Annotated in this window: 19 protein-coding genes and 1 pseudogene; 3 read left to right on the top strand and 17 right to left on the bottom strand. The window is 39.6% G+C overall.

Going from position 1 to position 20,148, the window contains the following annotated elements; genetic code table 11:
• Positions 1 to 53: 53 nt before the first annotated feature.
• The 4 genes from RCG22_RS03850 to RCG22_RS03865 all read right to left on the bottom strand — a co-directional run bounded on the left by RCG22_RS03850 (position 54) and on the right by RCG22_RS03865 (position 3,556).
• Positions 54 to 1,250 (bottom strand): M20 metallopeptidase family protein, encoded by a 1,197-nt coding sequence (locus RCG22_RS03850; RefSeq protein WP_308105804.1) that lies wholly within the window; start codon positions 1,248 to 1,250, stop codon positions 54 to 56.
• A 14-nt stretch (positions 1,251 to 1,264) separates the two neighbouring features.
• Positions 1,265 to 1,987, bottom strand: a complete 723-nt coding sequence (locus RCG22_RS03855; RefSeq protein ID WP_308105805.1) for an amino acid ABC transporter ATP-binding protein — start codon at positions 1,985 to 1,987, stop codon at positions 1,265 to 1,267.
• A complete protein-coding gene (locus RCG22_RS03860) occupies positions 1,984 to 2,646 on the bottom strand; it encodes an amino acid ABC transporter permease (RefSeq protein WP_308105806.1) in 663 nt (220 codons plus the stop codon). The genes RCG22_RS03855 and RCG22_RS03860 overlap by 4 nt, the downstream gene beginning before the upstream one ends.
• A gap of 79 nt (positions 2,647 to 2,725) precedes the next feature.
• Positions 2,726 to 3,556, bottom strand: coding sequence for a substrate-binding periplasmic protein (locus RCG22_RS03865; RefSeq protein ID WP_308105807.1), 831 nt, complete (start codon positions 3,554 to 3,556; stop codon positions 2,726 to 2,728).
• A 358-nt stretch (positions 3,557 to 3,914) separates the two neighbouring features.
• On the opposite strand from RCG22_RS03865, the gene RCG22_RS03870 reads away from it, so the two are divergent.
• The gene (locus RCG22_RS03870) at positions 3,915 to 4,661 is read left to right on the top strand and encodes an AAA family ATPase (protein ID WP_308105808.1); all 747 of its coding nucleotides are present in this window, start codon (positions 3,915 to 3,917) and stop codon (positions 4,659 to 4,661) included.
• A 233-nt stretch (positions 4,662 to 4,894) separates the two neighbouring features.
• On the opposite strand, the pseudogene RCG22_RS03875 reads toward RCG22_RS03870, so the two are convergent.
• From RCG22_RS03875 to RCG22_RS03925, 11 genes and pseudogenes are all read right to left on the bottom strand, one after another.
• Positions 4,895 to 5,644, bottom strand: a pseudogene (locus RCG22_RS03875) (ABC transporter permease).
• Positions 5,645 to 6,406, bottom strand: coding sequence for an ABC transporter ATP-binding protein (locus RCG22_RS03880; protein ID WP_308105809.1), 762 nt, complete (start codon positions 6,404 to 6,406; stop codon positions 5,645 to 5,647).
• Positions 6,407 to 6,747: 341 nt separating this feature from the next.
• Positions 6,748 to 7,089 (bottom strand): DUF1048 domain-containing protein, encoded by a 342-nt coding sequence (locus tag RCG22_RS03885; RefSeq protein WP_308105810.1) that lies wholly within the window; start codon positions 7,087 to 7,089, stop codon positions 6,748 to 6,750.
• Positions 7,086 to 7,430, bottom strand: coding sequence for a PadR family transcriptional regulator (locus RCG22_RS03890; protein WP_308105811.1), 345 nt, complete (start codon positions 7,428 to 7,430; stop codon positions 7,086 to 7,088). The genes RCG22_RS03885 and RCG22_RS03890 overlap by 4 nt, the downstream gene beginning before the upstream one ends.
• Positions 7,431 to 7,664: 234 nt before the next feature.
• Positions 7,665 to 8,552: a DNA/RNA non-specific endonuclease gene (locus RCG22_RS03895; protein ID WP_308105812.1), complete on the bottom strand. Its 888-nt coding sequence runs from the start codon at positions 8,550 to 8,552 to the stop codon at positions 7,665 to 7,667.
• 186 nt (positions 8,553 to 8,738) lie between these two features.
• Complete coding sequence (tnpB, locus tag RCG22_RS03900; RefSeq protein WP_308105813.1) at positions 8,739 to 9,914, bottom strand: IS200/IS605 family element RNA-guided endonuclease TnpB; 1,176 nt, start codon at positions 9,912 to 9,914, stop codon at positions 8,739 to 8,741.
• A 474-nt stretch (positions 9,915 to 10,388) separates the two neighbouring features.
• Positions 10,389 to 11,087: a YjjG family noncanonical pyrimidine nucleotidase gene (locus RCG22_RS03905; RefSeq protein WP_308105814.1), complete on the bottom strand. Its 699-nt coding sequence runs from the start codon at positions 11,085 to 11,087 to the stop codon at positions 10,389 to 10,391.
• Positions 11,088 to 11,143: 56 nt separating this feature from the next.
• Complete coding sequence (locus tag RCG22_RS03910; protein ID WP_308105815.1) at positions 11,144 to 12,367, bottom strand: MFS transporter; 1,224 nt, start codon at positions 12,365 to 12,367, stop codon at positions 11,144 to 11,146.
• A gap of 222 nt (positions 12,368 to 12,589) precedes the next feature.
• Positions 12,590 to 13,582 (bottom strand): DUF2357 domain-containing protein, encoded by a 993-nt coding sequence (locus RCG22_RS03915; protein ID WP_308105816.1) that lies wholly within the window; start codon positions 13,580 to 13,582, stop codon positions 12,590 to 12,592.
• 274 nt (positions 13,583 to 13,856) lie between these two features.
• Positions 13,857 to 14,630, bottom strand: coding sequence for a putative protein N(5)-glutamine methyltransferase (locus RCG22_RS03920; protein ID WP_308107082.1), 774 nt, complete (start codon positions 14,628 to 14,630; stop codon positions 13,857 to 13,859).
• A gap of 378 nt (positions 14,631 to 15,008) precedes the next feature.
• Positions 15,009 to 16,229 (bottom strand): aminopeptidase, encoded by a 1,221-nt coding sequence (locus RCG22_RS03925; RefSeq protein WP_308105817.1) that lies wholly within the window; start codon positions 16,227 to 16,229, stop codon positions 15,009 to 15,011.
• A 260-nt stretch (positions 16,230 to 16,489) separates the two neighbouring features.
• On the opposite strand from RCG22_RS03925, the gene RCG22_RS03930 reads away from it, so the two are divergent.
• Both RCG22_RS03930 and RCG22_RS03935 read left to right on the top strand, forming a co-directional pair.
• Complete coding sequence (locus RCG22_RS03930) at positions 16,490 to 17,065, top strand: dihydrofolate reductase family protein (RefSeq protein ID WP_308105818.1); 576 nt, start codon at positions 16,490 to 16,492, stop codon at positions 17,063 to 17,065.
• Positions 17,066 to 17,889: 824 nt separating this feature from the next.
• Entirely contained in the window at positions 17,890 to 18,429 is a 540-nt protein-coding gene (locus RCG22_RS03935; protein WP_308105819.1) for a hypothetical protein, read from the top strand.
• A 218-nt stretch (positions 18,430 to 18,647) separates the two neighbouring features.
• On the opposite strand, the gene RCG22_RS03940 is transcribed toward RCG22_RS03935, so the two are convergent.
• Positions 18,648 to 18,998, bottom strand: a complete 351-nt coding sequence (locus RCG22_RS03940) for a rhodanese-like domain-containing protein (RefSeq protein ID WP_308105820.1) — start codon at positions 18,996 to 18,998, stop codon at positions 18,648 to 18,650.
• Between the two features lie 561 nt (positions 18,999 to 19,559).
• Positions 19,560 to 19,958: a VOC family protein gene (locus RCG22_RS03945; RefSeq protein WP_308105821.1), complete on the bottom strand. Its 399-nt coding sequence runs from the start codon at positions 19,956 to 19,958 to the stop codon at positions 19,560 to 19,562.
• Positions 19,959 to 20,148 lie beyond the last annotated feature (190 nt).

A 20,148-nucleotide genomic window follows, 5' to 3' on the forward strand; every position in this document is an offset into this window, starting at 1 on the left:
CTTTATGTTTTTATGGGCGGCGAAAATGTGATCATTCTGCCAAAGTTAACGGTTTATCTCTCCAATAATTTAAGCGCAGATACCACCATTAATTTAACTCCAATCTTAATGGCATCTTCATCCACCATAAATTTCGGGTGATGCCACCCATATTTAATCCCTTTTTCTTGATTCCCTGAACCAAGCCACACATAGCAGCCAGGTACTTCTTTTTGGTAAAAAGAAAAGTCCTCCCCACCCATGGTTGGTTCTGCCCGTACCGTATTTTCTTTTCCAACGATGGTCTCAGCTGCAGACTGAACAATTTCTGCTATCTTGGCATCATTATAGATAGCAGGCAGCAAATGTTCATACTGAATCTCTACTTCCCCACCAAGGGCTGCCACGGTATTTGTAACTAGTTGTGTAAATACTTCATCTATTTTCTTTCGCACTTGTTCGTTGGAAGTTCTGACCGTTCCTTTAAGAATTGCCTTATCCGGAATGACATTATTTGTCATGCCTGCTTGGAAGGAACCAATGGTGACAACTGCCGATTCTTTAGATGAAATCGTACGGCTGACCAATGTTTGCAGCTGACTCACAACGGCACTGCCAATGACGATCGGATCAATCGTTTTCTCTGGAAGCGCAGCATGTCCACCCTTCCCTTTAATGGTTAGGGTAAAGTCATCCACACTAGCCATTAAAAATCCTTCCTTCACACCAATCTGACCAACTGGAAGGTCAGGAACATTATGTAGACCGATAATGGAACTTACCCCTTCTAATAATCCTTGCTGAATCATCGATTCTGCGCCGCCTTCAAATTCTTCAGCTGGCTGGAATAAGATTCGAACATTCCCAGGGACAAGATCTTTCATTTCTTCTAAAATCATCGCTGCCCCAAGTGCAATGGTTGTATGAACATCATGACCGCACATATGACTGACCCCATCAATTTTCGAACGAAATGGAACATCTGCTTCTTCTTGAATCGGGAGAGCATCAATATCCGCTCGTATGGCAACAGTTGGTCCCTGTTTGATTCCCTTTACTTCTGCAGCGGTCCCAGTCGCTAAGCTAAGTGGTATTTGTTGAATCCCAAATTCATGTAACCATCCGTTTATTTTTTCGGTTGTTTTAAATTCTTGATTACTAATTTCAGGATACATATGAAGATTTCTTCTTATTTCCACTAATTTAGGAAACCATTTTTCTACTTTATCCTCTATCATTAAGATTATTTCTGACATTGATTCTTTCATCATAGGGGCTCCTCCTATCATCTAATATGCCCTAAAAATTCTTTCGTCCGGTTATGCTTTGGATTGACAAAAATCTCGTCTGGAATCCCTTGATCAATAATATTTCCGCCATCCATAAAGATCACCCGGTCTGCTACTTCTTTTGCAAAACCCATTTCATGGGTAACAACGACCATGGTCATCCCTTCTTTTGCCAGCTGTTTCATAACCGAAAGCACTTCCCCGACAAGTTCTGGATCCAGTGCAGAAGTAGGTTCATCGAATAGCATGACCATTGGTTCCATCGCTAATGCCCGTGCAATCGCTACACGCTGCTTTTGGCCTCCAGATAAACGGTTTGGATATTCGTCCGCTTTTGCTTCAAGCCCCACTTTTTTAAGGAGCTCGATTCCTTTTATCTTTGCTTCCGCTTTGGACATTTTTTTCAATAAAACAGGAGCTTCTATAATGTTTTCCATAACAGTCCTATGTGGAAAAAGATTAAACTGCTGAAAAACCATTCCAATTTCTTGACGAAGTTTATTCAGCGCAGGCTCTTTGTTTTCTACCATTTTCCCATTAATTGAAATACTCCCGCCATCCATAGATTCTAAATGATTCATACAACGAAGGAAGGTACTTTTCCCTGAACCGCTTGGTCCAATGATAACCACCACTTCACCTTGCGAGACCTGTAAATCGATACCTTTTAAAACTTCTAAATCACCAAAGGTTTTCATCACATTTTTGCATGTTATCATTCATAAGCACCTACCTTTTTCTCCACTTTTCCAACGATAAATGTCATGATTGTAGTTAGCACTAAATAAATTAAACCAACTAGGAAAAAGATTTCCATATAACGGTACGTACTACTTATGATTTGCTGACCCGTTCTAAGTAAATCGTATAAAGCGATCGTTGATACGAGAGAGGATTCTTTAATTAAGGCAATAAATTCATTTCCTAGCGGAGGCAGCATACGGCGAAACGCTTGTGGGATAATCACCCGTCTCATCGATTGCCCATAACTTAAACCAAGAGACCTTGCGGCTTCCATTTGTCCCTTATCCATCGACTGAATGGCGCCCCTGGCAATTTCCGCAATATAGGCAGCTGCATTAAGGGACAATGCGATGCAGGCGGAAACAAAAGGCGGCATCGTTAATACAGGAAAGACGGAAGGGATTGCGAAATGAATGGTGAATAATTGCACTAAAAGAGGTGTTCCTCGGATCACCCAAATATAAAACCTGCTAATCTGTGAAAATAGTTTAGTGTTAGAAACACGGCCGAGGCCGATTAGTAATCCTATCATACTTCCTGCTGCTATCCCAATTACAGCTATTTCAATAGTGATCAAAGCCCCCTGTAATAAGTAGGGAAGATAAGTTATTGCAAATGAAAAAAAGTCCTTCATTTCTCTCTCTCCTTTAAAAAAAACCTAATAGTAAAAAATAAGACGGATAAATCCGTGTTCCGATTTATCCGTAACCTTGTTATTCTTTAGATTTGTCTGTTCCGAACCATTTCTTACTCACTTCGGCGTAGGTTCCGTTATCCTTCACCGTTGCGATTGCTTTTTGTAATGCCGCTTCAAGCTCGTGATCACCTTTACGTATAGCAATTCCTACTGGAAGACTTTGGAATGTTCCGCCTACCACATCGAAAGCATCAGGTTTAGTCGTTTTGTAGTAACGGCCAACGGCTTCTGCGACAATAACTCCCTGTAAACGGCCAAGACCTAAGTCATTAAATACATCTGTATAACCAATGTAAGTCTTTAATTCTTTAACTCCCTTAATCTCTTTCGCTGCACTTTCACTAGTTGAACCTAATTGAACACCGACAATTTTCCCAGAAAGATCTTCTTTCGATTGAATCTTTTGAGGATTTCCTGATTTTACTGCAACCACTTGTCCTAATTTCATATACTCTACAAAATCAACTATTTTCTTTCTTTCGTCTGTAATATTCATGGATGACATAATCATGTCATATCGTTTAGCGTCTAGCCCTGGTAAAATTCCATCCCATGCCGTTGGGATAAATTCTACTTTCACTCCAAGTTCTTTTGATAGGACGTTTGCTAGATCGATGTCAAATCCTACTAACTTGTTTTGTTCATTACGGTATTCCATTGGTGGGAATGTATCATCTACGGCAATTTTAAGAACGCCTTGCTTTTTTATATTTTCAAAGGTATTACCCTCCGTTACTTTTTTACTTTGCTCACTCTTTGATTGCTCAGGTAGGTGAGGCTGAGTACCACAGGCAGTTGCCATAAGAGCTACGGCTAAAATGATAAATATTTGGATGACTTTCTTCATGATATGATTCCTCCATTTTACGCTTTATTACTCTACTATTTTATCGAGGTAAAGTGTATTATTATGTAACTCATTGTAATTTTATACACTAACAAATACAATACCTTCTAGAAATGTTCAACTAGTAAAACTTTTCAAATTATTATGAATTTAGTATGTACTTTCATTTTGAAAATGTTTATCGAATACCAATAAGTTTTCACCTTCTAAATTAATATATAAGTTTTCTATAGAATAGGTGTTCTAATTCGTTGCAAAAAAAGTCCATAGTTATTTTTCCAATACAGATCTTTGAGTGGGTTATCCTTCACTTTCGTATGATAGAATGATGGTAAAAAAGTTAGGTAGGTGAGTTAAGGTGATAAATTCCCCTTATTTAAGAAGTGTAGTTTTAAAGCGAGAGGATGTACCTGGATTTACTAAGTATCCATTTAATCTTCCTAGTATAAGGAATCTAAATCAGCTTCCCTTTCATCCCAAGGTTACCTACCTGATTGGTGAAAACGGAATGGGGAAATCTACCTTATTGGAGGCGATCGCCGTTTCATTAGGATTTAATCCAGAGGGTGGATCCTTTAATTTTAACTTTTCCACGTTTGATTCCCACTCAGAATTAACAAACTATCTCCAATTGATCAAAGGGATTGATAAGCCAAGAGACGGTTTCTTCTTACGTGCGGAAAGTTTTTATAATGTAGCTTCGAATATTGAGGAATTGGATCAGGGCGGTGGTGGGCCGAAGATTATCAACTCTTTTGGCGGACAATCCCTTCATGAACAATCGCATGGTGAGGCCTTTTTCTCCACCTTTGTTCATCGTTTTGGAGGGAATGGAATTTATATCCTTGATGAACCTGAAGCGGCTCTTTCTCCCCTACGGCAGATGTCTATGGTTACGAGAATCCATGACCTAGTGAATCAACACTCCCAACTCATTATCGCAACCCATTCACCCATCATTATGTCGTATCCAAACTCACTTATATATGAATTGAGCGACGATGGAATAGAAGAGAAGAAACTGGAAGAAACCAACCATTTTCAGATCATGAAACAGTTTTTAAATGATCCTAAAAGGATGCTTCATCATCTTCTGGAATTATAAATATGTTCTAACAGGGAAAAAACAAAAGGAAGCACGCTTCCCCTGTGCTTCCTTTTGACGACGGTTGAATTTTAACGAAAACTAAATTCATTTAAAAGCTCCAATGTTTATTTTTCTCTATAGGAAAAATGATACATTTATCCTTAATCTAAACTAATTTATGGGTGTGAACAAAGGATGAAACTTCCTAATGGAGTTACTGGTTTTTACGTGACATCGAACCGATGGTGTACTTACCTTAACTGGTGTTTAAATGCATTACTGGCGAAGAAGTAAGCGATGACCATGATGCCGACGCACCAGGCAAGCGCAATCCAGATATCATTGCCAACAGACCCTTCATATAAGAGGGCACGTATCGCATTCACGATTGAAGTCACAGGCTGGTTCTCAGCAAACGCACGGACAATTTTGGGCATGGTTTCGGTAGGGACAAAAGCAGAACTGATAAACGGCAGGAAAATCAGCGGGTACGAGTAGGCTGTCGCACCCTCCATAGACCCCGCTGTCAATCCGGGAATTACCGCAAGCCATGTCAGTGCCAGCGTAAACAGTCCAAGTATTCCCCCTACCGCGAGCCAATCCAGGATATCAGCGCTTGATCGGAAGCCCATCAAAAATGCGACAATGATAACAACCACGATAGTTAGCGCATTCGAAACAAGTCAGGTCAACACGTGAGCCCATAATAGCGATGAGCGCTTGATGGGCATGGTAATGAAACGCGCCATCAGCCCGCTCTTTACATCCGTAAACAGCCGTACGGAGGTGTAAGCGACGCCGGAGAGAACAGCCATCAGCAAGATTCCCGGTAATAGATAATTGACGTAGTTTTCAGTACCTGTTTCTATGGCGCCGCCAAATACGTAGACAAACAGTAGCAGCATCATAATTGGCGTAATCGCCACCGTGATAATCGTATCAGGGCTGCGCATGATGTTGCGCAGTAAACGCCCTAGTAATACACCTGTTTTGCTTTTCATTTATATCTCCTCCTTTTTGCCGATGATTGCGAGGAAAATTTCCTCCAATGTCGGCTGTTTCTCGATGTACTCCACTTTCGCTGGCGGAAACATCTCTTTCAGTTCGGTAAGGGTACCAGTCGTGATGATTTTTCCGCCATGCAGGATGGCGATACGGTCCGCCAGTTGTTCGGCTTCCTCCAAATATTGGGTCGTCAGCAAGATGGTCGTTCCGCCGCCGGCAAGCTCCTTGACGGTATTCCAGACTTCAAACCGTGCTTCGGGGTCAAGCCCTGTCGTCAGTTCGTCGAGAAAAATGACTGCTGGTGTCCCGATAAGGCTCATGGCGATGTCAAGCCGGCGTTTCATCCCGCCAGAAAATTGGTCCGCCCGGCGGTTTCCCGCATCGGTCAGGCTGAATCTTGCAAGCAGATTGTCGACGACTTGAGCGGGATTGGAAACTCCCCGCAACTTCGCGATCATCATCAGATTTTCCCTTCCGGTGAGCATACCGTCTAAAGCCGAGAACTGCCCTGTCAGGCTGATGCTCTGACGAACATGATCCGGTTGACGCTGGACGTCAAAGCCGCAAATACATGCTTCGCCACCATCGTACTTCATCAACGTCGAAAGGATGTTGACCGTCGTCGTCTTGCCCGCACCATTTGAACCCAGAAGTGCGAATATTTCACCACGCCGCACCTCGAAATCCAACCCCATTAAGACTTCCTTATCTTTAAAGGATTTTTTTAACCCTTTTACATAAATCGATGCATAGCTCATACTTTTTTCCTCCTTATAAATAGCGCAACAAGCGCTAGATAGCCTATACTTCACTACTCAGTCTGACTGATATTCTGTATTACTCACTACCGAGTTAAAAATATAACTGAATAGTGAAGGTGACACATTACATTTGTAACCAGCTATTCAGTAGGAATGATCTATTATATTTACTTTTTTCCCAAACGCTTCATAATACTCTGATCCAAATCTTTACGATACTTTTAGATATAGGTTTTAGCGTTTGCCACTAGTTCGTCAAGAAGGAAGCCACGTAGTCCCCATTGAAGGTTTGCGGCGTTAGTGTCGATGCTTGACGAATATCCACTAGGCTTTCACCGTTAGCCACGACCAATCGTATCGTTCAACTTCTTGCGATACTTATCCTTCCAAGTTTGCTCATCCTTCACTAGGTCATCGCAGAAAGCAGCCACGTCCTCGCCCGTAAGGTCAGTGACTTTCTTTCCTTCCGCTGCACCTTCCTCGAAGAGTTCGAGAATGCCTCCAAAGATACGACTGCTGTCCTTCCAGTGGGTGGGACCACCACCAGCAGTCCACAAATATTTTTGGATAGCTTTGTAAGCATTGCGATACTCACTTGGAAGTGCCTTCGCACGCGCCTCCATCGCCTTCCATTCCCGCTTGTCATCTAGACTTCCGATAATTTTTTCAAAAATACTCATATGACTTCTCCTTTTAATTTTATTTTAGTTTTAAGTTCGTTAATTTTACTTGAGATGAAATCCCATTTTTTCCAAAAAATCTCAAGTTGCTCTTGACCTGCTGCGTTGAGTGTGTAAAATTTTCTCGGTGGTCCCATAGTGGATGGCTTTTTCTCGATGTCCACCAGATTGTTTTTCTCAAGCCTCATGGTAATCGTATAGACTGTCCCTTCAACCACATCAGCGAAGCCAAGTTCTCGCAGCTGTTGCGTGATTTCATAGCCGTAAGTTTCGCCACGGCTAATGATTTCAAGCACACACCCCTCAAGCACCCCTTTCAGCATTTCCGTGATATTTTCCACTTTTTTACCTCCATTTATATTTTACTTATATTTATTTCAGTACTCTATAACATAGGTATTCTGTGTTACTAATATTCAGTGTTACTGACTACTAGTATATAGTATTACTTATTAGCCTCATTTGTCAATAAAACATTTCTTCACAGTACAGACACCCACTTGCAGAATGTTATAAATCCTCCATCGTGGAAAATGTTCTTCCGTTCAATTATTTTGCCTCAAAGTTCTAGAGGATTACTCACCTACCATACCGTCATGATCATTATCGCGCATATAGGGGTATAACCAATGTTCACTCGTTATTGGCATACTGAAACCTGCTGCTTTTGCTTCTTTAATCGTCACCTGTCCATTACCGTTTGTATCAACTCGAGAAATATCATCGTTTGTGTTTGAACTAGTTGAATTAGAAGGCTCACTGCCTGTTAAACCGAGTGAGGAGTTTACTTCATCAGGGTTCATATTGTCAAAAGTATCAACAATCTTGTTCCCCATTAAAGTATAGGTATACTGATAACTTGAAGGAATCTGCGTTCCCGTATTCGGATATGTGATAATTGCTTCAAAATTAGTAGCTCCACCAGCACTACGGATCACGTCTTCCATATAAGCTTGATCACCGTGTCGGTTGAGAGTACTATCTTGTGGGGTAATATTATAAGCATTCGATACCCCTCCGAGAGAATCAGCAATTATATGTCCTTCATCTAAAGCGTCACTTTCGACGCCAGGCACCTTTGCCTCATCAGAATAGTATCTGCCGGTCGACAATACAGGTTCGTTACTGTCATCTTGTAGAATGATTTCGTCAGCAATGACACGTACTAGTTGCCCGTATTCATTAGTAAATGCCCAATATTCACGGCCCCCATATCCAATGTCAACGACGACTTTAGGTTCACGATATCCAGACAAATCACCACCATCAACTTCAATAAGTTTGTATCCTGAAAACAGTTCATTATTTGGTTGGGTTGGCGGTTCCTCTACTACTGGTTCATCAACGGTTACTTCTTGTGAATCTGTTTCTACATCTGTATTGGATGGATCTTCTACGTTGGTACAACCAACCATAAAGATGAATGTTAAAAGTAAGATTAAATAGTTCATTTTCTTTTTCATTTTAGGACTCTCCTATAATAGTTTCATACTGTTCTTTCTAAAATCGATGACTTTCAACTTATTCCCTCCATAACTTATCATATCTTATTCTATAATCTTACCTTGAACTACTCACCCCTTATCGACCTAGCGGTCTGATTGAAGGGGGAGATTCCTAAGAACACCAGCGTATCCGCTAGTTATTGATTAGGCGATCCCCGTCGCACCGACGGTTAGAAGTCTTAACGCTTCATTTTTAAGATTTTGTCCCGCGTTAATATCCCTTTGGTGATGGGTATGGCATTTTGGACATTCCCATTCACGCAAGCCAAGATTTTTAACGTCTTTGTTTTGGTAGCCACAACATGAGCAAAGCTGGCTAGATGGAAAATTTTTTGCAACTGTCACAACTTGTTTTCCATACCATTTTGCCTTGTATTCCATTATGGTTTTGAACTCAGACCATGATACTTCACTAATGGCTTTGGCCAGGTTATGATTTTTTAACATATTTGATACTGACAAATCTTCCATTCCGATAACGTCGTGGTTTTTGACAATATAAGTGGAGATTTTGTGCAAGTAATCATTTCTTGCATTTGTAATTTTCTCATGAATGCAGGCAACTTTCCGTTTGGCTTTATACCAGTTAGTACCGCCAACGGTTCGTCTGCTCATGATTCGTTGTAGTTTAGCTAACTTTTCTTCTAAGGTGCGGAAAAACTTTGGATTGGAGTAAGTCGTTCCATCTGAAAGAATAGCGAAATCTTTGAGTCCGATATCAATCCCGATAGCCGATTCTGTTTTAGGCAATTCGGTAACTTCAACCTCTGTTCCTATCGAAACAAAGTATTTGCCCGAAGGATTGCGTCGAATGGTAGCATTCAATATCTTGCCATGGACTTCACGACTTTTTGCAAAACGAACTAATCCAAGCTTAGGCAGCTTAATATAGTTACCTTCAATAGCCATATTTCCGTTCGTATGCTTTGTTGTGTAGGATTGCACAGGATTCTTCTTCGATTTAAAACGCGGATACTTATTTTGTTTTTTGTAGTATCGTTCGAAAGAATCAGCCAAATTTTCAACCGATTTCTGCAAAGCAATACTATCCACTTCTTTCAAAAAGGAATATTGTTTCTTTAATTCTGGAATTGCTTTTACGGTTTCATATTTGTTCAAGCATTTTCCTTTCCAATTGTTCGCGGGGAGTTGACCGTTTTGCACCATTTCTTCAACGATATACCAATAAGTGTCCTTGTCTTTCTGCTTACTTAGAAAGAAATTGAATGTGAATCTCACACAACCAATCGTTTTATTGGTGAGTTCAATTTGTTTTTTATTTGGAAAGATACGAAACTTATAGGACTTATTAACAATCATTGTACCCACTTCCCTTAACGCGAATGTACGTTCTTATTTTATCATACGAGGAGGTGTTTTGGCTATCGCCAACCGACATTCATCTCCCCCTTATCGTTGGGCTCCGCCCTGCACACGATTGAAGAGGGAGTCTTCTGTCGGAAAATGATAAAAGACTAATATCCTACCCAAGGACATATTCAAGTGGTACGCCACTAGCTCATATTTCTACGATTTTCATTAAATCCTCGATACTTCCAGCCTGTGAGATGAGTAACTGTGTTTCTTCTTCAGCAAAAATGCAACCCACTTTCTGAAGTCTATCGATTATACAATTTTTCATTTTACTATCTAAAGAGAGAGTAAGATTTTGTCTTATTTATCATCTATATTCTAGAACTAAGAGAAATTTCCTTCTTTAACAAACCTGCCCCATTAGCACAATAAAAAAGGCCGTCATGTGAAAAACCACATGACGGCTATTGATGTTATCCATTATCTTTGTTCAAAGTTTAAAATTGTATAAAGCTCATTCAGATCATGAATTTCATAGGTAGGAAGAATACCCGTGTTATTTGATTTGGCATTCGGGTTGAACCAACAAGTATCAAGCCCAGCAATCTGTCCGCCTTTGATATCAGAACTGAGAGAATCCCCAATGATTAGAGCTTGTCCTGGTGAAAAATTAGGAATTCGATCAAAGACATGATCAAAAAATCCCTTCATCGGTTTTTGGAAACCTGTATCTTCTGAGACAAAGATCTCCTTGAATAACGGGAGAAGACCGGAATCACGCAATCTTCTATCCTGTGTTTTTGAAACACCATTTGTGACAATATATAGTTCATAATGGTTCTGTAGTGCTGAAACCAATTCAAACGCACCATTGATTAATTGGTGGCCTTCTTCTAAATAGCCCCGATAGTTCTTTTCTAATAAAACACCGTCCACCAGTTGATCCATTTCCTTAAATAAAAGGGAAAAACGTGTATTAATCACTTCGTCTCGGGATATTTTTCCTTCTTCAAACAAACTCCACAGTCTTTGATTTATTATTTTATAACTTTCTTCCATTTCCTTCGTTGGCGAGATATTCTGACTTTCAAACAACAGATTCAAGGCTAACGCTTCAGCTGCAGCAAAGTCTAATAACGTATCGTCTACATCGAAAAGTAAAGTTTGATATTTTTTCAAGATCATTTCCCCTTTGACCATTCATCCGTCTTACCTGACATTTTTTTGTCATTTTGTTAGATCGCTTTAGATAATGTATGGAGTGCATTCTGTTTGCGAGCTGCATGACCATTTCCTAAACTAATCAGAGCTATAAACGAAATACAATATAGAACGGCCAGATAGATCATTGCCATGGTAACATTGGCATGCTGTAGAATAAATCCTACTAGAATCGGAGATAATCCCCCTAGTGCCCTACCAAAATTGAAAATGGTATTAGTTGCTGTACTGCGGATTTCTACCGGGTAGAAATAACTAATTAATGCTCCATATCCAGCAAACATTCCATTTGAGAAAAATCCAACGATCGCCCCGCCAATCAATACCCCAGTTGCACCCGTTGCAAAAGAGTAAAAGAATACTGCCACCGCAGAAGCAATCAGGAACAATCCATAGGCTTTCTTCATGCCAAGTCGGTCCATCACTTGACCAAATGTTAGCATCCCGGCAATCATACCAATAGCCGTACTAATTGTCCAAAGAGCCGAACCGGAAACCGAAAGCCCTTGTGACTGCTGCAGCATCGATGGAAGCCAAATCATCAAGCCATTATAGCCTGCAATTTGTACAGTTGCCATGACGGCTAGGGCGATGGTGGTTAAAACAGTTCTTGGGGTTGCAAACAATTCTTTTACGCTCCCCCGTTTTGACGCTTGCTTTTTTTCTATTTTAGATGCCAGCCATTCAGGGGATTCGTTTAAATTTTTTCGTACCATGAAGGCGAATAGAACCGGAATAATTCCGACGAAGAACAATCCACGCCAGCCCCAAGCTGGAAGAATCATCGCACTTAGAAGTGCTGCTAGAATCACACCAAATTGAGCTCCAATACTTACATAAGAAGAGGCGCGTCCTTGTTTGTTCTTTGGCCAAGCTTCAGCCACAAGCGTTACCCCAATACCGTACTCACCGCCTGCTCCTATACCGGCAATAAAGCGAAATATGTAGACCTGTTCTATATTTGCTGCCATTCCAGTTAACGCTGTCCCGATGGCAAACAATAAAATCGAATACGTAAAAACTTTAACTCTGCCAAACTTATCGGCTAATATACCGAAAAGAATTCCCCCAAAGAGCATGCCTAAGTTCGTAATCGAGGAAATAAGCCCCCCTGTCGCCATATCGAGATGAAATTCGGCGATGATCATCGACATCGCAAAGGATAGAAACATGATGTCCATCCCTTCCAATGTCAAACCTGCTACTGATGCTACCACAGTTTTTTTCTGATAATTCATTTCTTACATTCTCCTTCCAAGCCTCACTGGACTATGATTTAAAAGATAGTCGGACAAAAATAAAATACCCTTCCATCCAAAGGACAGAAGGGTATCATATATCCAATCAAGGTATATATGTCCGTTCGTCCTTTTTGGCCTCTCTGGACCAAATTTAAAGGAATTTTCTAAATTATATTAACATAGTTATACAAGAGATGGCAATAACAAAAATCTAGTTCACTAAATGAATAGATGTTGAATCCATTTCTTGAATACATCTGAATTATCTCCGGGTGAAAAACAATACGCTCCCATTTTATATCTCTTATGAAATCGATCATCATAAAAATCTTTATCAGATGCTAAATAACATTCCGTCGGTGTCAAAATATAAACTTCCTTTACTACCTTTGAATCATTTTCTTTTGCTACAATTCCATCACGGTATTTATGCATCTCCCCTAATGCCATAGGTAGATTCGCAGGAATTCGATATTTTGGATCCATGACATACAAATGCTCTTGATATTCAATAACAATATCAGGGATCATTCTCTGGGTGTACGAATAATAAGGATATGTATTTATTTGAATCATTTTTTGGTAAATAAGTTTTGCACCGTTTTTGAGTCTAACCAAACTTTCTTTGTTCTCCGCTAATCGTAAAAAATAATATTCATCCTTTTTGGTGAATAACTCTACTGTATCTTCTAGCAATCCTATTTCACGTAAGGTTCTAATAATCTGCATGAAGCACCACATTTCATACAACAAATAAGTATCTTTTAAACTAAGTCTTTGTTGTAAATCGAATGTAATGGTTTTATATTGATAAAGTGAATAAAACCATTGATACCAAAGACGATATACGGGATGCTTACGGAATACTTGAGTAATTTTTACCGGCCCTGAATGAGATTTAATCTGTTGAAGAAATTTACTTCTTTTCCAAAGACTAATCCAATCTAGAAATTGATCAGCCTTCCTTTGGATTTCCAAATCATGTACGGTTCTGTATGTTTTCAATAAAGATTCAAGTTCATTTAGTTGATAAAGTATCACTCGATTTTCATACACATCAAAGGTTTCTTCTATTTTTCTTGTTTGGATGTGACTTGGCAGCTTTGTTGGTGTGGCTCCAAAGGCTTCCCCATAGCGCTCCATCCATGCAATGTTTCTGGGAGTGACAGACTTAACCCGTTCGCGTTTCATTAATATGTCTTCTTTTTGCAAATTTCTTAATGGATGAGGAAAACGGGGTCAGACCCTCAGTGCACTAAATCGTTAGCACGTTGGCGGTCTGACCCCATACTCCAGTTTACATAATATTATTATTTAGTCCAAAACAACGAAATCCTTTAATATGTCCAAAGACGTCTACCTTCTAAAAGAATTAATACTCTCTTTAAAACGGGTTCCGTTACCTATCGCCAAAAGTGAATTTACAGCTAAATATGTAAAGTGAAATGCAGTTAAATTTTGCACCGTAATTGCGATGCTTTTTGTTTTAATTTTTTCCAATAACAACTGTTGCATCCAATTCTTCATTTCTTACTATTTTGGTAGTTAATCCAGCATTAGCAAAGATTTCAAAGGTTTGAGCAGCCTGCATTTTACTCGTTTCTACTAATAGATGCCCTCCAGAAGCAAGCCACTTAGGAGCCTCTTCCGCTACTTTTCGCTGAAGGTCTAGTCCGTCCTTTCCACCGTCAAGTGCCACTTTTGGTTCATATAAGCGTGCTTCTTGGGGAAGTAGATGTATTGCATCCGTAGGAACATAAGGTGCATTTGCTACAATTATGTTCACACGACCTCTTAATGTATGGGGTAATGCATCATACAAGTTTCCTTGATAAACGTGACCAGCAAGGTTAGTTATATTGCGGGAAGAACATTTTACTGCGATTGGATCAATGTCAACGGAGTGTAATACAATCCTATTCAAGTCAGTTGCTATTGCAGCACCAACTGCACCAGACCCACAACATAAATCAACAACAATATCACCATTTTGGGTCAATGCTACTGCCTGCTGAACCAGAAACTCCGTACGTTTACGTGGTACAAAAACTCCCCGTTCTACCTCTATCCGCAACCCACAAAACTTTGTAAACCCAAGGACGTATTCAAGTGGTACACCACTAGCTCGTATTTCTACCATTTTCATTAAATCATCGATACTTCCAGCATGTGAGATAAGTAACTGTGTTTCTACCTCAGCAAAAATATAACCCTCGCTCCGTAGTAGGTCGATTATACTTTTTTCTATTTTTTGATCTATAGAGAAAGCAAAGTTTTGGCTTATGAATCCCACCCACTTCCTAAAAATTTAAGGTTATTTGACTTATATATTCGAAAAAAACTGGAAGATACCAATCATTTTCAAATTATGAAACAGTTCTTAAATGACCCTAGGATGCTTCATCATCTTTTGGAACCGGAAGTAGAGCCTTAATGTAGGAAAACAACAAAAGAAAGCACGCGTTTCTGTGCTTCCTTTTGTTGTTTTCCTTATTCAACTAACCTACCTGAATAGGACAAGAGCACCTAGAAATTACGCTCTAACAATCTTTAAAATACCTAGTTTGCCAACAAATGCAGAACTAAACTTAACCACATGAAGGTATTAGACAAAGGATTCCTTCTTCTGCAAAATCAATTAGAAAGCCCAATTCCCTTTACGGAAAATCGGCTCACGGGTACCATCAGGTAATTCACCATCAATGTCCATATCCGCACAACCAATCATGAAATCAACATGAGTTATACTCGAATTAAGTTCTACTTCCTCAAGTTGTTCCTTCGTCATTTTCTCTCCAGCTTCAATACAGTTAGGGAAACCGAAGCCTAATGCTAAATGGTTTGCAGCATTTTCATCAAATAATGTATTTAGGAAAAGTACGTTTGAGTTAGAAATAGGTGAGTCATGTGGAACCAGGGCTATTTCACCAAGATAATGGGAACCTTCATCTGTTTCTACTAGGTTTTTTAATACTTCTTCTCCCTTCTTCGCTGTCATTTCAACAATTCGACCATTCTCAAAAGTTAATTTGAACTCATCAATTAAATTACCTGCATAGCTAAGTGGTTTTTTACTCGAAACGAAACCATTAACACCTGAACGTAATGGCGAAGTGAAGACTTCCTCAGTTGGCATATTCGCAACAAATGGAACACCATGTCGATTTTGGGTTCCACCACTTCTCCATAGATGAAGGGGATGAAGCTCAATCGTTAAATCTGTGCCTTCAGCATTGTAATGTAACTTCCTATATTTCTTATCATTTAAATAAGTTGCCTTTTGGTGCAAGTTTCCAATATGATCTTGCCATGCCTTTACAGGTTCAACTTCGCCTATACGTACTGAACTGAAGATGGCATCCCAAAGTTTGTCCAAGCTATTCGTTTCGCTTGTAAAAACCTTATCTGCCCAGGCTTGACTTGGAGCTGCGCAGATGAGCCAACTAACATCGTCATGCTGCTCTCTCCATTTTAACATGGCTTCTCCGCTTACTTTTTGGTAATTCGCAATACGATTTGGATCAGCTTTGGACAATAAACCCGGATCGTCGGAAACGATAAATAAAAATGCCGCATCCTTATCAATCAACTTCTCACGTTGAATTCGCTCCCATTCAGGAAATTCCGTGAACACATCATCTGATGCTCTCAAATAGCGTGACAATGTGATTTCAGGATCAGAATAGTCCACGTACACATTTTTTGCACCTACATTGTAAGCCTCGTGTGCGACAGCTCTAGCAAATGGAATCGTATCCACACTAGCTCTTACATAAAGGATTTGGTTCGGTTGAACGTTTAATCCCACTTTTACAACCAATTCTGCATAGCTTTTTAATTTTGCCTCAAACGTTTTCAAAAATATCCCTCCATTCATTGGTATTTTATCATGAGTTCTTTGGAAAATTGTATTTTTAAAGCAGTTCGCCCTTCGTTTAGGTATATTGGATTACAAACCTATATTAACAATGAACTAATATATTTGGTGACATTGGCCATTGATATGTAACTTGTAACTTATCGAACCTTTTTACCAAAAATTATAAAAAACTGGTTATACTTACATTGAAGGTAGAAAAGTATGAAAAAAATATCCCTCATGAACAAAGGAGACTAAAAATGAGAAAACTCGTTCTATTTCTGCACTCTTCGCTTGACGGTTTTGTAGAAGGTCCGAACGGCGAAATGGACATTGGCTGGGTTTCATACGATGCTGACTTGGAGAAACACGCAAAAGAAATTCTGAGTACTGCCGACACTGTCATATGGGGACGTGAGACTTATCAGATGATGCACAGTTACTGGACATCTGTGCCTTCTGACCCCTCAGCTTCGCAGCATGAACTTAATCATGCCGAGTGGATCGAAAAGACACCCAAAATCGTTTTTTCTACGACGTTGGAGAAAGTCGAATGGAACAATTCCAGACTAGTGAAAGAAGAGGTTGAGGAAGAGATCAAGAACCTCAAACAGCAGCAAGGCATGGATATGGTCATCCTCGGCAGTCCTAGGTTAGCACACTACCTTATGCAGCTTGATTTAATAGATGAGTATAAAATTACGGTTTCTCCCGTCCTGATTGGCAGCGGGTTGCCGTTATTCCAAGGTCTCAAGGAGAAGATCAATCTTAAACTGATCGAAAACAAGACATTTGATTCTGGAGCCATAGGCCTCGTTTACCAGACAGTTAGATGACCTTTACTCCTAAAGCAGATTACGACGGATACGATAGTTCAATAAGCCGCTTCTTTAACGAGGCGGTTTTCTTATCCCAGTAGTTCACTAGCTATCCGTTAATTTCAGGCATATTTTCACAAACTTATAAATCTCCATGCTTCTGCTGATTAATGAAAGAGTAAAAAGTTAACATAATATTTTTATCGTTGAGTAAAACAGGGAGCATCTTTCTACTAGAATTAATTAATTCTAATTTTACCTTGGTTTATTTTACACGACTTCGGACACACCCTTGCTTTTCTGAGCTTTCCTTGTCGAAGTTGAAATGACTTCGGACGCGCACTTGCTTTTCTGGACCTTCCTTGTCCGAAGTTGACATGACTTCGGACACGCACTTGCTTTTCTGGGCCTTCCTTGTCCGAAGTTGACATGACTTCGGACACGCACTTGCTTTTCTGGGCCTTCCTTGTCCGAAGTTGACATGACTTCGGACACGCACTTGCTTTTCTGAGCCTTCCCTGTCCGAAGTTGACATGACTTCGGACACGCACTTGCTTTTCTGAGACTTCCTTGTCCGAAGTTGACATGACTTCGGACACGCACTTGCTTTTCTAAGCCTTCCTTGTCCGAAGTTGACATGACTTCGGACACGCACTTGCTTTTCTGAGCCTCCCTTGTCCGAAGTTGACATGACTTCGGACACGATTTTGCATTTTTGGCTCTTCCTTGTCTAAAGTTAATACGATTTCGGTCACGGCATTGCTTTTTATACTCATCCTGATGTTAGACAGTGACACTTTAAGCTTAGCCGCATAGGATGGCAGCAAGCGGAGGTGTCATGAATGAAGAAATGGTTAAAAGCGGTCATTTTGACATACCTTTCCCTTCTGTTTTTTGGCAGTTTCCTTGCGGTCGGTATGTTGGGTACTGGTACACTAGAAAAATATTTTCCATTCATTTCCGATATTAAAATCTTTTTATACTATTTTTTCGCTGGAGCCATTGGCGGTTCCCTGAGGCATCTATATATGTTCTGTACTCACTATATGGAAGACGAATTACGCGATTATCGAAAATGGATTATGTATATTTTCTATCCGATATTTGCTACTGGTACGGCAGTCGTAGCGGTTACTATTATTCATAGCGGTATCCTTTTAGTACAATTTACGGATTATCAAGATACTCCTTATGCACCGATTAGCATTGCGTTTTTTGTAGGATTTGGGTTTAATCGCTTTGTTAATATGCTTAACACCGTATCTAAAGATATTTTTCAAACGGAAAACAAAAAAATGGATATAACCGAAGAAGCAAGTGATGAAACCGAGGAGTCCTCTGCCGAACAAATAGAAAGCCCCAACAGTTCTACCCACAAATAATAAAAAAGGCCGTCATGTGATCAGTCACATGATGGCTATTTGATGTAATCCATTAACTTTGATTCAAATTTAATATGGTATAGGGGTCATTCAGATCATGAATTTCATAGGTAGGAAGAATACCCGTTTTGTTAGGTATGGGAAAACGAGGAAAGACCTTCAGTGCGCAAAAGCGTTAGCACGTTGATCGCCTGAACCGATCTTTCTTGTTCCTTCTATCAGTCTTGGTGCTTTGTGTCTAAATACTGTTTCCAAGCGGTAACCCCACCATCAAGTAATGTAACTTGGTATTCTTTTTTGGATAAAATTTCTGCACATTTCCTGGCGGAATTTCCGGTTGTACATGTTATGACAATCTCACTGTTTTTGGGCAAAGATTGCAGCCCTTCCTCTCCATTCTCCTCAAGGTCAAGGATAATATTCTTAGGGATATTCTGATTCTTGATATTCGGATTGACAATATGATAATCGTTGTATTTTTCTTCAGCACGTACATCGAGGAGGAAGATCGGTTCATTCTTTTGAAGTTTCTCATCAAGAGCTTTCGGCGAAATTACTTTAAGCGACATGTTAACGACTCCTTTTTTTATTAAATTAGGATCAGACTCTCGGTTTAGTAATGTGTACTTCATTGGGGGAATGACCCAATAACATTCGTCCATTGTACAAGTTTAAGATATATGATAGCATTTTTTCAAGGTTTTACTTCCTTAATGATAAAATACTCTCTTTCAGCACTGTTTGTAGGAGGTCCTCATCAAATTCTCTAGCTGGGTCCTTAATCGAGGAACTAGCAATAGTAAAATAAGCGGAGCTTTTCCGTTTAAATGCAAAATGTAGCTTGTTTCGGGATAAATAAGGGAAGGTTTTCCGCTTATGGAAAGCAAAATCTCCCCTTTTTGTATTTTTTGATTCAATAGGCGGAATCTTTCCGTCTATTGAAGCTATTTTTAATAAGAATGGCTAATTAAGCGGAATTCCTCCGTCTATTTATCAGCACGGGTGCTTACTCTGGACGAATGGTGCATTCTTTGACCAACTATTGATCTACGTCAAAAAACGCCTTCAAATTGATTATTTGAAGGCGTTTTTTGCAATTTCGGTCATATTTGCTTTTATTATAATTCTAATTACAAAGGAAGAGTTAGTTGCCACGATACTCCAAACCGATCATTTAGCCAACCAAACCTCTGACTAAAGCCATAATTACCAATTGGCATAAGTGCTTGTCCACCCTCGCTAAGTTTCAGATATAGGTTGTTAATTTCTTCTTCAGTATCACAAGTAACAAAAATTGAGAATGAAGGAGTAAAGGAAAACTGATGCTTCACGTTACTGTCAATGCACATAAATTCTTGACCTTTTACGGAAAAAGTAGCCTGCATTACAGTTCCTTCATCACCAGACTCATTCGCCCCATAACGAGCAATACTTGTAATTTCTGAATCGTCAATAATAGATATGTAATAATTCATCGCTTCTTCTGCTTTTCCATCTTGAAACATTAGGAATGGTGTAACTTTTCCCATTCAAAATCAACTCCTTTAATCGCTTAATTAAAACATTTATTAATTGTTAAAATGAGTACATTAATTTAATAATGACATTTCATAAGAAATAATTCAATCTGAATTTCAAAAACCACCATATATTAGGCTCCTCAATCTATCTTCTAAAAAAGCATGATTATCGATATGACCTAGCACATCCCCATTTATC

Source organism: Neobacillus nitrireducens (assembly GCF_030915405.1).
In the GTDB taxonomy this organism is placed as follows: domain Bacteria; phylum Bacillota; class Bacilli; order Bacillales; family Cytobacillaceae; genus Neobacillus.

Bases quoted from the DNA above. Each gene is read 5' to 3' on its own strand.
- RCG22_RS03850 (WP_308105804.1), bottom strand. From the start codon at position 1,250: ATGATGAAAGAATCAATGTCAGAAATAATCTTAATGATAGAGGATAAA.
- RCG22_RS03855 (WP_308105805.1), bottom strand. From the start codon at position 1,987: ATGATAACATGCAAAAATGTGATGAAAACCTTTGGTGATTTAGAAGTT.
- RCG22_RS03860 (WP_308105806.1), bottom strand. From the start codon at position 2,646: ATGAAGGACTTTTTTTCATTTGCAATAACTTATCTTCCCTACTTATTA.
- RCG22_RS03865 (WP_308105807.1), bottom strand. From the start codon at position 3,556: ATGAAGAAAGTCATCCAAATATTTATCATTTTAGCCGTAGCTCTTATG.
- RCG22_RS03880 (WP_308105809.1), bottom strand. From the start codon at position 6,406: ATGAGCTATGCATCGATTTATGTAAAAGGGTTAAAAAAATCCTTTAAA.
- RCG22_RS03885 (WP_308105810.1), bottom strand. From the start codon at position 7,089: ATGAGTATTTTTGAAAAAATTATCGGAAGTCTAGATGACAAGCGGGAA.
- RCG22_RS03895 (WP_308105812.1), bottom strand. From the start codon at position 8,552: ATGAAAAAGAAAATGAACTATTTAATCTTACTTTTAACATTCATCTTT.
- tnpB (WP_308105813.1), bottom strand. From the start codon at position 9,914: ATGATTGTTAATAAGTCCTATAAGTTTCGTATCTTTCCAAATAAAAAA.
- RCG22_RS03910 (WP_308105815.1), bottom strand. From the start codon at position 12,367: ATGAATTATCAGAAAAAAACTGTGGTAGCATCAGTAGCAGGTTTGACA.
- RCG22_RS03930 (WP_308105818.1), top strand. From the start codon at position 16,490: ATGAGAAAACTCGTTCTATTTCTGCACTCTTCGCTTGACGGTTTTGTA.
- RCG22_RS03935 (WP_308105819.1), top strand. From the start codon at position 17,890: ATGAAGAAATGGTTAAAAGCGGTCATTTTGACATACCTTTCCCTTCTG.
- RCG22_RS03940 (WP_308105820.1), bottom strand. From the start codon at position 18,998: ATGTCGCTTAAAGTAATTTCGCCGAAAGCTCTTGATGAGAAACTTCAA.
- RCG22_RS03945 (WP_308105821.1), bottom strand. From the start codon at position 19,958: ATGGGAAAAGTTACACCATTCCTAATGTTTCAAGATGGAAAAGCAGAA.